This is a genomic window from Pontibacter chitinilyticus (assembly GCF_039748935.1).
In the GTDB taxonomy this organism is placed as follows: Bacteria; Bacteroidota; Bacteroidia; order Cytophagales; family Hymenobacteraceae; genus Pontibacter; species Pontibacter chitinilyticus.
Map to the genome: position 1 here is coordinate 224,466 of NZ_JBDIZJ010000004.1, position 12,348 is coordinate 236,813.

At 51.4% G+C, this 12,348-nt stretch carries 12 protein-coding genes; 7 read left to right on the forward strand and 5 right to left on the reverse strand.

Annotated features, from left to right (window positions below; translation table 11 throughout):
* Positions 1–50 precede the first annotated feature (50 nt).
* Positions 51–779: a DUF4197 domain-containing protein gene (locus ABDW72_RS09095; protein ID WP_347158231.1), complete on the reverse strand. Its 729-nt coding sequence runs from the start codon at positions 777–779 to the stop codon at positions 51–53.
* 65 nt (positions 780–844) lie between these two features.
* Here ABDW72_RS09095 and ABDW72_RS09100 point away from each other — a divergent pair, with 65 nt between their 5' ends.
* The 4 genes from ABDW72_RS09100 (at position 845) to ABDW72_RS09115 (ending at position 4,923) form a co-directional block, all read left to right on the forward strand.
* Positions 845–2,104, forward strand: coding sequence for a competence/damage-inducible protein A (locus tag ABDW72_RS09100; protein ID WP_347158232.1), 1,260 nt, complete (start codon positions 845–847; stop codon positions 2,102–2,104).
* A 138-nt stretch (positions 2,105–2,242) separates the two neighbouring features.
* Complete coding sequence (locus tag ABDW72_RS09105) at positions 2,243–3,604, forward strand: dihydrolipoamide acetyltransferase family protein (RefSeq protein WP_347158233.1); 1,362 nt, start codon at positions 2,243–2,245, stop codon at positions 3,602–3,604.
* Between the two features lie 149 nt (positions 3,605–3,753).
* The gene (locus tag ABDW72_RS09110; RefSeq protein WP_347158234.1) at positions 3,754–4,269 is read left to right on the forward strand and encodes a hypothetical protein; all 516 of its coding nucleotides are present in this window, start codon (positions 3,754–3,756) and stop codon (positions 4,267–4,269) included.
* 48 nt (positions 4,270–4,317) lie between these two features.
* On the forward strand, positions 4,318–4,923 hold the full coding sequence (locus ABDW72_RS09115; RefSeq protein WP_347158235.1) for a hypothetical protein: 606 nt from the start codon (positions 4,318–4,320) through the stop codon (positions 4,921–4,923).
* 167 nt (positions 4,924–5,090) lie between these two features.
* On the opposite strand, the gene ABDW72_RS09120 is transcribed toward ABDW72_RS09115, so the two are convergent.
* Positions 5,091–7,727: a valine--tRNA ligase gene (locus tag ABDW72_RS09120; protein ID WP_347158236.1), complete on the reverse strand. Its 2,637-nt coding sequence runs from the start codon at positions 7,725–7,727 to the stop codon at positions 5,091–5,093.
* A 206-nt stretch (positions 7,728–7,933) separates the two neighbouring features.
* Between ABDW72_RS09120 and ABDW72_RS09125 the strand changes: the two genes are divergently transcribed.
* Positions 7,934–8,545: a hypothetical protein gene (locus ABDW72_RS09125; RefSeq protein ID WP_347158237.1), complete on the forward strand. Its 612-nt coding sequence runs from the start codon at positions 7,934–7,936 to the stop codon at positions 8,543–8,545.
* A gap of 120 nt (positions 8,546–8,665) precedes the next feature.
* On the opposite strand, the gene ABDW72_RS09130 is transcribed toward ABDW72_RS09125, so the two are convergent.
* Positions 8,666–9,238 (reverse strand): pentapeptide repeat-containing protein, encoded by a 573-nt coding sequence (locus ABDW72_RS09130; RefSeq protein ID WP_347158238.1) that lies wholly within the window; start codon positions 9,236–9,238, stop codon positions 8,666–8,668.
* Positions 9,239–9,317: 79 nt separating this feature from the next.
* Entirely contained in the window at positions 9,318–9,668 is a 351-nt protein-coding gene (locus ABDW72_RS09135) for a 4Fe-4S dicluster domain-containing protein (protein ID WP_347158239.1), read from the reverse strand.
* A 113-nt stretch (positions 9,669–9,781) separates the two neighbouring features.
* Between ABDW72_RS09135 and ABDW72_RS09140 the strand changes: the two genes are divergently transcribed.
* Together ABDW72_RS09140 and ABDW72_RS09145 are read left to right on the forward strand one after the other, a co-directional pair.
* Positions 9,782–10,801, forward strand: coding sequence for an aldehyde dehydrogenase family protein (locus ABDW72_RS09140; protein ID WP_347158240.1), 1,020 nt, complete (start codon positions 9,782–9,784; stop codon positions 10,799–10,801).
* A 78-nt stretch (positions 10,802–10,879) separates the two neighbouring features.
* Positions 10,880–11,179: a hypothetical protein gene (locus ABDW72_RS09145; protein WP_347158241.1), complete on the forward strand. Its 300-nt coding sequence runs from the start codon at positions 10,880–10,882 to the stop codon at positions 11,177–11,179.
* Between the two features lie 298 nt (positions 11,180–11,477).
* Here the strand turns inward: ABDW72_RS09145 and ABDW72_RS09150 are convergent, their stop codons facing one another.
* Complete coding sequence (locus tag ABDW72_RS09150) at positions 11,478–12,335, reverse strand: nucleoside phosphorylase (protein ID WP_347158242.1); 858 nt, start codon at positions 12,333–12,335, stop codon at positions 11,478–11,480.
* Positions 12,336–12,348 lie beyond the last annotated feature (13 nt).

Sequence of the window (12,348 nt, forward strand, 5' to 3'; positions counted from 1 at the left end):
TTCTGAGTAAAGCGGGTGCTTCTGTTAGTAAAAGTATGTAACTTTGGGGACTAGCTTTGTTTTGAGAACACGCGGCGCAGCAACTCTGTAGTGCGCGCTATCGGGTTCTCGCGGATGTTTGCCTCCTCCTGCGCTACGAGCGTAAACAAGCCGTCAATGGCTTTCTTAGTGGCATAATCATCCAGGTCGGGGTTTACCTGCTGCACCAGCGGAATCTTGTTGTACTCGCTCACAATGTTAGTATAGTAGCGGGTCGCATTTGTTTTCTCCAGCGATTTAACCATCACCGGGTTAAAAGCATCGTACAGCTGCTGGGAAGTAGTACGTTTAAGGTATTGCGTGGCAGCGTCTTTATCTCCCCGAAGTATGGCCCAGGCATCGGCAATGGTCATTTGCTTGATGGCGCTCAGGAAGATAGGAACAGCACTCTGGGCAGCATCTTCCGCGCCGCGGTTCAGTGTCAGCACAAACTTATCTACTTCGCTGCCGAGGCCTACTTTGCGGAGGGTGTTTTCCACCCGCTGCACATCTTCCGGAAAAGGAATGCGGATGAGCGGGTTCCGGTAATAGCCATCGGTTTGGGCGGCCTGGCTGGCACCGCTTTTTATACCTACTTCCAGTGCCTGCTTCAGCCCGGAAGCTACTTCGCTGGTCGTCACTGGCCCGCCGGCAGTTGTACCGGCCAGAACGCCGTCCATGGTGCGTTGCACGTCGGCTACTGTACAGGCAGAGGCACCCAGGGCAAGGGCCAGCGCATATGCGTATACTTGTTTTTTCATATCGTCAGAACATCTTTAACTTGAAACAGTTTCTGTAACCTACGCACAAATCAGACCAAATATTTATGAAAGCAGTTATTGCGGAGATTATCACCATCGGCGACGAGATCCTGTACGGGCAGATCGTAGATACCAACTCCGCCTGGATGGGCACCGAACTCACGAAGGTAGGTATAAAAGTAAAGCAGATCACCTCCATCTCCGACAACCCCGACCATATTGTGCAGGCGCTCGACGAAGCGAAGACGCGTGCCGATATTATCCTGCTCACCGGTGGCCTGGGCCCTACCAAAGATGACCTGACCAAGAACGTGCTGACGGACTACTTCCATACTTCCCTGAAACTGCATGCGCCCTCGCTGGAGGATGTAGCGGCAATCTTCGCCCGCCGGAGCCAGGAGATAACGGAACTGAACCGGCAGCAGGCCTTTCTGCCGGAGGCCTGCACCCCCATTCGCAACGTATTGGGCACCGCCCCGGGCATGTGGTTCGAGCAGGATGGCAAAGTGTTTGTTTCCATGCCGGGGGTTCCCTTCGAGATGAAGCGCATGATGACCGACAGTGTTTTGCCAAAGCTGAAGGCACACTTTCAAACACCGGAGATTATGCACAAAGTCGTGCAGACCTTCGGTATAGCTGAATCTATACTTGCCGCTAAACTGGAAAACTGGGAAACCAGCCTGCCCCCGCACCTGAAACTGGCTTACCTGCCTCACCTGGGCGGCGTGCGCCTGCGCCTGACCGGCCAGGGCACTGATGCGGAAACGCTAAATGCACAGCTGCAGGCCGAAGTAGGCAAGCTGCCCCACATTATTCCGGGCTATATTTTTGCCTACGGCGAAGTAAAACTGGAGCAAGCCGTAGGTCAGTTGCTGCAGGCACGCGGCCTGACCATTGCCACAGCCGAGAGTTGTACGGGTGGTTACCTGGCCCACAAGATCACAAGTGTAGCCGGCAGTTCTGCCTACTACCAGGGCAGCATCATTGCATACCATAATGCAGTAAAGGAGCAGGAGCTGCACGTAAAACCTGAAACCCTACAGCAGCATGGTGCCGTAAGTGAGGCCACAGTGCGGGAGATGGCCGAAAACGTGCGGCAGAAGTTCGGCACCGACATTGGGGTGGCAACCAGCGGCATTGCCGGTCCGGATGGCGGCACTCCTGATAAACCGGTGGGCACCATCTGGATAGCGTATGCTGACAAGTATAAAACAGAAGCCAAGCTACTGCAATTCAACAAAGACCGGCTGCTTAATATCGAGTATACGGCCATGGCGGTGCTGAACCTGATCCGCCAAAGTTTGCCTGCCACCGTTGAGGAATAGACTAAAATCCTTAACTTTGTTCAGTAGTCGGCATGAATGCTACATGGGCAAAAGGTTGTGAAAAATCAGCCTCCTCTGCCTCGACTCCACTGCCTTTAAGCAAGGAGGGCAGCTAATAATAGACGAATAACGACATATATGGCACTTGTAGAGATGATTATGCCCAAGATGGGCGAGAGTATCATGGAAGGTACCATTCTGAAATGGCTCAAGAATGTAGGTGATACGATTGAGCAGGACGAATCGGTACTGGAAGTAGCTACAGACAAAGTGGACACAGAAGTACCTGCAATAGAAGGTGGCGTACTGAAGGAGATACTGGTAAAAGAAGGCGATGTGGTAGCTGTGGGCGCTCCCATTGCGATCATTTCCACGAATGGCGAAGACACCGGCAGTACCGCTCCGGCCGCCAGCGAAACACCTGCCGCTCCTGCAAATGAAGTAGCGCCACAGCAGGAAGAGGCTGCCTCCACCACGTCTGGCGAAGCAGCTGCTAAATTAGACCAACCTGCATCCGGCCGCTTTTACTCGCCACTGGTACTCAATATTGCCCGCGAGGAAGGCATTTCGATGCAGGAACTGGAGTTTGTGCCCGGTACTGGCAGCGAAGGGCGCGTATCCAAGAAAGATATCCTGGCCTATGTAGCGGGCCGTGGGGGCCAGGCACCACAGCAACCGGCTGCCTCTCAGGCAAGTGCGCCAGCATCACAGCCGCAAGTACAGGCGCCGGCAGCAGCTCCGGCTCCGCAGCCACAGGCAGCTGCCTCTAAACCGGCTGCTTCCTACAGTGGCAATGCCGAGATTATCGAGATGGACCGCATGCGCAAAATGATTGCTGACCGCATGGTGGAGAGCAAGCGCGTTTCGCCACACGTTACCTCATTTGTGGAAGCGGACGTAACCAACCTGGTGAATTGGCGCAACAAGTGGAAGAACGACTATAAAAAGCGCGAAGGCGAGAACTTGACCTTTACGCCCCTCTTCATCGACGCCATCGCCAAAGCGATCAAAGATTTCCCGATGATTAACGTGTCGGTAGACGGAGGCAATATTATCCGCCACAAAGACATCAATATCGGGATGGCCGTTGCCTTGCCAAGTGGCAACCTGATCGTGCCCAACATCAAGAATGCAGACCAACTGAACCTGAACGGGCTGACAAAAAAGGTGAATGACCTGGCCAACCGCGCCCGCATCAATAAGCTGACGCCAGATGATCTGTCAGGCGGCACGTATACAGTATCAAATGTTGGCTCTTTTGGTAACGTAATGGGTACGCCCATCATCATGCAGCCGCAGGTAGCCATCATGGCCGTAGGCGCTATTAAAAAGAAGCCTGCTGTGATTGAAACGCCGGAAGGCGACCTGATCGGCATTCGCCACTTCATGTTCCTGTCGCACTCCTACGACCACCGGGTAGTAGATGGCTCGCTGGGCGGCATGTTTGTGCGCCGCGTAGCAGATTACCTCGAGAACTTCGACGTCACGCAGGCCATCTAACTATCAGGCCTGGTTTCCTAAGTATAACCAAAGCCTGCCTCGCTCTGAGGCAGGCTTTGGCTTTTGCAGAATAGTATAAGCTGGCCATACTTTTTGCAGGAGGCCAGGTATAACTTACATTAAGCATCAATCCGCAACGTAAAACAAGTATGAAAAATATACTACCCTGGATCTTAGCCGGCCTTTTCCTGTTTCTGGCCCTCTACTTTTATTTGCAGATGCATGAGGCGAAAAGCCGCCTGGCCATTGCCAACAGGCAGGTGGAGAAAATCGACAACCGCTTGGAACAGGAACAGCAAACCGCTGACTCACTGGAAGACATAACCCTGCCGCCAGACACGATGGGCCTGGTGCCCCCGGCCGGAGCGGCGTTTGTTGATGAACTGGGTTCCCTGAGCGAAAGTGATATTCAAAAGCTGCAGCAAAAAGGACTGCGCAACCCGGAGTCAGACCTGATGAATGACCTGAACCGGAAGCAGCGACAGTTAATACCTGCCTCAGGAACGCTAGGTGGTTCGATGGCTATTCGCGACAGCCGTATTCTGAACGACCGCTATGCCCTGGCTTATTATGAGGACGGCCACAACGGCGGCTACCTGCTACTGAAGTATAGCGTGAACAACGGCAACATCAACTGGACTGTAGTGGACAATTCCAGCTTGTAGCTTTTAGCACGACTTTTGAGTAAAGGAAGTAAAACCACAACATTACTTATGCTATTCCTCTTACATCCTGTTCTGCCGTTACTTACTTCGCTGCTTCTGCTTGTAGTTCCTGACTCTTTGCAGCTGCAGCAGGACCTCGCCCAAAACCTATCGAAACTGCAGCAGGATGGCCAGTACTACATCAGCGACAGCGGCTCTCCGTCTCCCTCGTTGCAAACGGTAGAAAACGACCTGCAGCTTTTTGCAGTAGTCGCTCACATGGATTTGTCGCAGGCTACTTATAGCAACCGCCGGTTCGGGAACCACCAGGTGGAGAAGTGGGAATTTCCGGAGGGGAATATTAAAACTATTTACCAGATACAAAGCAACGTGCACCTCGATACCGTGGTTACGCAACGCTACCTGGATAATCGTGCTCCCACGCAGCACCGCATCACCAACGACTTTGTTTTCCGCACCTATGCAGTGTCTACTGCCACATCACCGCTGAAGCTCTACTATCTGACAGAAGCAACGCAGGGGCTACTAGAGTACCGCATCGATAACCGACAGGTACAGATTGGGTATGCTAACAACAAAGCAGGTTTGGCAGATTACCTGCCGCAGCTAAAGCAGGAGGTTGCCGATCTGGTGCAGCAAACCTCTAATCAGTAGCCGGAGCTTACGCTGAAAAAAGAGCTCAGAAACAAAGCAAGTATCCAAGATAATGAGCTGTCTTTTTAGCTCATATTGAAGCAATTCAGGTTTCAAATACCTCTAAATGACAAAGCGGCCGCTCCTCAGAGATGCGGCCGCTTTGTCATTTAGAGGTATAGTATGGCTTACAAAGATGCAAGGCTCTGCTCAATGGCATAGATCTTTGCCTCCGCATCCGCCTGTTTTTTGCGCTCGTTGCTGATCACTGCCTCTGGCGCACCGCTTACAAAACGTTCGTTGCTCAGCTTCTTCTGCACCGATACCAGAAAGCCTTTGGTATACTCCAGCTCTTTCTGCAGGCGCTCCCGCTCTGCCTTCAGGTCAATGTTGCCTTCCAGCGGGATGAAGAACTCATCGCCGGCTTCCACAAAGCTGATGGCACCTTCCAGGTTCTCGGTTACAAACGTAATGTTTGCCACACTAGCCAGTTTGGCAATAATGACTAGGAACGGTTGGTAATTTGCCTCGTTTGCAGCCTTAATAGCCAGGTCAAGTTGCTTGCTGTTCGGAATATTCTTGCTGTTGCGTATGTTCCGGATCGCTCCCACAACATTGAGCATGCGCTCCATTTCCGCTACAATTACCTTATCATACTTGTCTTTTTTGGGCCATGGCGCCACGATTAGGTATTCTTTTGGTTTGCGCTCCTTCAACTCATGCCAGATCTCCTCGGTAATGAACGGCATAAACGGATGCAGCACTTTCAGCACATTCTCCAGCAGACCGATAGTAGCGGTCAGCGTCTGCTGGTCAACCGGCTGCTGGTAAGCAGGTTTTATCATTTCCAGGTAATTGGAGCAGAAATCATCCCATACCAACTTATAAATTGACAGCAAGGCATCCGAGATACGGAACTTACTGAAATGATCTTCCAGCTGCACAAACGCCTCATTAAAGCGCGACTCAAACCACTTGATCGCTGTTGCATTCGGGCAAGGCAGGTTTTCGTCAACTTCCCATCCTTTTATCAACCGGAAGGCGTTCCATATCTTGTTGCTGAAGTTACGGCCCTGTTCCACCAGTTTCTCATCAAACAGCAGGTCGTTGCCAGCCGGCGAACTGAAGAGCATGCCCGTACGCACCCCGTCGGCGCCATACTGCTCGATCAGGTCCAGCGGGTCTGGCGAGTTACCCAACTGCTTTGACATCTTACGACCCTGCGTGTCGCGCACAATGCCTGTCAGGTACACGTTGCGGAACGGCATCTCGTTGCGGAACTCGTAACCGGCCATGATCATGCGGGCCACCCAGAAGAACAGGATCTCCGGGGCCGTTACCAGGTCGTTGGTCGGGTAGTAGTATAAAATATCTTTATTGTCGGGGTCCTTGATGCCATCAAATACAGAAATAGGCCATAACCACGAGGAGAACCACGTATCCAGCACATCTTCGTCCTGGCGCAGGTCTTCGGGTTGCAGCTGCTCGTTGCCACTTTCAGTACGCGCCAGTGCGAGCGCATCTTCAGCCGTGCGAGCCACTACAAAAGAGCCATCAGGCAGGTAAAAAGCTGGAATGCGCTGCCCCCACCATAGCTGCCGCGAAATGCACCAGTCGCGGATGTTCTCCATCCAGGAGCGGTACATGTTCTTAAACTTGGGCGGATACAGGCGAATGTCATCATTCATCACGGCATCCAGGGCAGGCTGCGCCATAGCATTCATCTTGCAGAACCACTGCATCGACAGCCGGGGCTCAATTACGGCTCCCGTACGCTCCGACGTTTGCAGCACACTTTGGTACTCTTCTACCTTTACCAGCAAGCCGGCATCCTGCAGGTCTTTTACAATATTGCGGCGGGCAGCAAAACGATCCTGGCCTACGTATAGTACTGCCTGCTCGTTAAGTGTGCCGTCGTTGTTCAGGATATCAATAGTTGGCAGTTGATGCTTCTGCCCCAGTTCATAGTCGTTCAGGTCATGGGCGGGAGTTACTTTTAGCGCACCCGTACCAAAATCAATGGCTACATACTCATCCAGAATGATCGGGATCTCACGGCCCAGCAGCGGAATACGTACTTTCTTGCCCTTCAAGTGAATATAGCGGGCATCGTTCGGATTCACCGCCACAGCTACGTCCGCCATTATGGTTTCGGGACGGGAGGTAGCAACCGTAATGTAGGTCTGGTCGCTAGTTGCGCTATCCCCTACCACCTCATATTGCAGGTGGTACATTTTGGCCATCGTTTCTTTCGGGATCACCTCTTCGTCTGATAGCGCAGTGCCCCCTTTCGGGTCCCAGTTCACCATGCGCACACCGCGGTAGATCAGCCCTTTGCGGTATAGGTCTACGAATACCTCGATCACGGCGGCACTCATATCGTCTTCCATTGTGAAACGGGTACGGTCCCAGTCGCAGGAGGCGCCGAGCTTTTTGAGCTGCTCCAGAATGATGCCGCCATACTTCTCTTTCCACTCCCAGGCATACTGCAGGAACTCCTCACGGGATAGGTCTTTTTTGCTGATGCCACGCTCCTGCAGCATCGCTACGACCTTGGCTTCGGTGGCAATAGAGGCGTGGTCGGTACCCGGCACCCAGCATGCTTCCTTGCCCTGCATCCGCGCCCGGCGCACCAGCACGTCCTGAATGGTGTTGTTGAGCATGTGGCCCATGTGCAGCACCCCCGTTACGTTTGGCGGCGGAATGACAACCGTATAAGGCTCTTTGTTAGGATTGGGCTCTGAATGGAAGAAGCCGTGCTGCATCCAGCTGTCGTACCACTTCTTTTCTACCTCTTTGGGGTTATATTTTGTTGAAATCGACATCTTATAAGTTATTTTCCTGTTTGCCTCGGATAAAGCAAAATTAGAGATTCTGCGGCAATTACGTGTGATGAATTACCTAAAAACACAACGGAGCAAACCAGAAGCGATTTTGGAAGAAAAGTATTCAAAAAATGGAAGGATAAATAGCGCTATTTTTCCTACATTTCTATAGATTATATGATCTAAAAACAAACTTTCCCGATATTGTGCTTAAGAAAACTATCCTACTGCTTCTTGTGTTGACGGGCATCATTCCTATCGCCTGCTGTCCCGAAAACCCAAGCGGGCCATACTTGCTTAAGCTGGAGCATATAGGCCTGGCACAGGAAAACTTCATTAGACCATCCATGGGGCCCCATGACGATTACCTTATTGCACCGAACAGCACTTACGCTGAGGATACATTATTGATCTTGATGGACTTTAATTTTTTACTGGCCGTACACCGTCCCGCGTTTTCTTTGCAGCCTACAGCCCTGGCCACAAGTTGTGATTTTTCTCCACACCTAACGCAGCTAAACGACAAGATCAAAGATATAACCATCACCAGCGATCATCCTTTTAACGAGGTGGCTGCGGGCCAGCCACTAAATCGAAAGGTGGTAGCGTTCCGCGACAGGAGTGCTCCTGCCCTGCCCCTGACGCAGGTTATCGCGCTTATTAACAGCCTGAGCGGAAATGAGTTTCTGAACTCCAGGCTGAGTACTTTTGCACTGGTTGAAAAACCTACCGGTTCCTACAAACATATTTTTAGCATAACCATAACTTACGAAAGCGGAAAGCAAGAGACCGCCGATTCCATCCCAATCACTTGGTAAATAAAGAAGTATGAATATAGCTAAAGGGCATATTTAAGGTTTACCACGCTCCCATCGTCGCGAGTTATACTTGCAGACTTGGCCTGGCAGGATAAAAGTTCGGGCTATACTTGGCCGGGGTTATTCTATCTCCAGGTTATACTTGGTGAGCAGGCCGGCGATGCCGTGCCGCGAGAACCGGGCTTTCTGCAGGTAATTCATCTCCGGATCGATGGTATAGTTGTAAGCTGTTAAAAAATTGGCTTTGCTGAGTTGTGTGCCGCTGAAGACGGCTCCTTCTAGGTTCGTATTATCGAATACGGCGCTCGTAAGCGTCGCATTGGTAAAGTCCGTCCCTTTTAAGGAAGTGCTGCTGAACAGTGTCTTAGGCATTTTCCTGTTCACAAAAGAAGCGTAATCCAGAAAGCAGCTTTCGAAACGGACCGTGAAAAGAGCTTCGCCGCATTCGCTGAAATTGATCCCCGTCAGCTTACATTCCCTAAATACCACATGGCTCAGGGTGCTGCGGTTTAGCTTCAGCAATGCCAGGTTACAACCAATAAAGACGCAGTCGGTAAAGCGGTTCACCGAAAAATCAGCATTGGAGAAGTCGCAGTTCTTAAAGGTACACGTCTCAAACTCGCGGTTCTTTATCGCTTTGCCGGGGTACAATATTTTGTCGAAGGTCTTGCCCTCGTAAACAGTTCCTTCCATCGTATTATCCGCACTTTGTAGCATATAAATAAAAAAGCCTGCCGGAGCGGCAGGCTTTCAAGCCATTGCAGCCTTATACTTAGCTGGCCTGGTGCAGCCAGTCTTTTTTCGCCAAGAGTTCTTCCTCTGTCTCGCGGTAGTCTGGGTCGTCTACGCAGCAGTCCACAGGGCAAACAGCAGCACACTGCGGCTCTTCGTGGAAGCCCATGCACTCCGTACATTTATCTGAAACGATGTAGTAAAACTCGTCTGAAATGGGCGGTTGCGGCGCATCGCCGGCAATTATATCGCCGCCGTCAATCTCTACCTCTTTCAAATCCGTGCCACCGCCCCAGGTCCAATCCATGCCACCTTCGTAAATGGCAGTGTTCGGGCATTCCGGTTCGCAGGCGCCGCAGTTTATGCACTCGTCAGTTATCATTATCGCCATAGTCGTATCTCCTGTATATTTTTTATACTTTTGTAAGCTTCTTTTGTTAATCAACAAAATTAGAAACAATAAGTATCGTTTCAAATTATTTTTACATAGCCACCAAATCCGCCATGATACTAGAGAACAGAATTGAAGCTTTCGTAGAACTCGGGAAACAACTCCAGCGCCTGACCTCAGAAGAAAGAAAGGACTGGGCACGTCTCGCACAATCGCGTAATCCCTGGTTTGACGAAGCCAATGTCTCCAGTGCCATTGACGGCATTATTCTGCTGTTGGAGGAACAGTACCTCCGTGAGTGGCTTTACCCCTATCACCTCAAACAGGTTACACCTAAAAAAGTTGGGGTGGTACTGGCCGGCAACATGCCGCTGGTGGGCTTTCATGATTTTATGGCGGTGCTGATCAGCGGCCATTACCTGCTGGCCAAGCTAAATAATGACGATGAGGTCCTGATGCGGCGCTTGGCCAACATGCTGATTGCCATTGAGCCCGCTTTTGCCAACCGCTTTGAGTTTGCGGACCTGTTGAAGGATGCTGATGCCATGATCGCCACCCTAACGATTGGTTCTGACAGCTCTGTGCGCTACTTTGAGCACTACTTTGCCAATCGCCCGCACATCATCCGCAAGCAACGGACAAGTATAGGCGTGCTGACAGGCCACGAAGAGGCCGACGATCTGCGGGCCCTGGGTGAGGATATTTTCCGCTATTATGGTCTGGGCTCCCGCAGCGTATCTAAAGTGCTGGTGCCGGAGGGATACACGTTCGATAAACTCTTTGAAGCCAATGCCCCATACATCAGCCTGCTGGACCAGCACCGATACCAGAACAACTACGACTATAACAAATCGCTGCTGCTGGTAAACCGCGTACCCCACTTCGACAATGGGTTTATGCTGGTGCAGCAGAGCGAGGCAATGATCTCTCCTATCTCGGTGCTATTTTATGATACGTTCACTTCGCTGGCAGACCTGCGCCAGAAACTGGCTGCTGTCAAAGACCAGGTACAATGCATCGTATCGGCACATGGCTGGCTGGAAGGCAGCATTCCGTTCGGCCAGACACCGCGCCCTATGGTGTGGGATTATGCCGATGGCATTGACACGTTGGCTTTTTTACAGCAGCTATAAAATTACGGCACAATATTAGCTATCCTCTATACATTAGTTTATCTTAGTGTAGGTAGTATCTATAACCTTAAACAACACATGGAATCACTTTTGAACGCTATACCGCTGGTGGAGAAAGAAGCTATACCGGCATTTCACTTTCCGCATGAGGACGTACTGACCGACGCGGAAGCCCGTAAGAAACGCCTGTGGGACCTGAACCGCGCCGCCTCCCTGGGCAACGCCTATCACGGCAAAGTGGAGATCACTTTTCAAACAGCAGATGGTGCGCCGAAGCGGGTAGACACCACGATCTGGGCGCTGGATGAGAAGTTCATCATGCTGAAAGCAGCCTGTGCGATTCCGATTATCGCCATTATGGGCATTGAATTCTTCTAAAAGAAGCTCTTTCCTACTGTTAACAGCTGTAAAAACCAAAAGCAAGCCGATATGGCTTGCTTTTTTATTGCCGGCCTGGCTTTAGGAGCCCTCTGCTGTTCCATACTTCTTTGTCATCTTGTTGGCTAGCCAGAATAGAGGGATTAGGAAATCCCTGACAGAGAGCTTTCTGACATGGATGTCCGAAAGAGCAGAAAGCCGGAAAAACTTAAAGCCCGACATACTTTCAAGTATAAGGCGCCAGAGCATTTCGCTCCATACTTGTCAGGAATGCCAATGATGAGTTAACACAAATATTTTAGATCCGATCCAGCACCTTCACGATAAGGTCGTCGATTACCTCGTCGGCGTTGGCGGCAAAGGTATGCGCCACCCGATCGGCTACAATAGCATTAAGCGACAGGACCTCGTGGCCCAGCAGGCGGCCCATACTATAGTAGCCGGCTGTTTCCATCTCGAAATTGGTAAACTTAAAATCATCCTGCCGGAAGTTGTGGTAGGTTTGCAGCAGGGCGTCGTTGCGCAGGCCGGCACGCAGCACCCGGCCCTGCGGCGCGTAAAAGCCAGGACAGGTCAGTGTATTGCCGGGGAGCATGTCGAAGGCTATTTGCCGGATCAGGCTTTGTGAGCCGGTAACAAAGTATGGCTGAAAGCCGAGGCCCAGTTCCTGCTGCAGCGCTTTGGTAATCTGTTGCTCCTGTGCTGTCTGCTCCAGGGGGTAAAAAGCCATCAGCGAATCCAGGCCTACGGCGGTGTGCGAAGCCAGGTGGCTGCCCAGCGGCACAGTTTGCTGCAAAGAGCCAGAGGTGCCTATCCGTACGATCTTCAGCGTGATGCTCTCCTCGTTAGGCTCGCGCGACACAAAATCGATGTTTACCAGCGCATCCAGTTCATTCATCAGGATGTCAATGTTATCGGTGCCCATACCTGTCGAGATCACGGTCAGGCGCTTGCCTTTGTAATAGCCGGTGTGCGTCACAAACTCGCGCTTGGCCACCTTTACTTCTATTTCATCGAAATAGCGGCTCACTTTGGCTACCCTGTCCGGATCGCCCACTGTTATGATAGTGTCGGAGATATGCTCCGGCAGTAGATTGAGGTGGTAAATGCTTCCGTCAGGATTAATAATGAGTTCTGATGCGGGAATGGCAGCCATAGCAGTTCTGTAG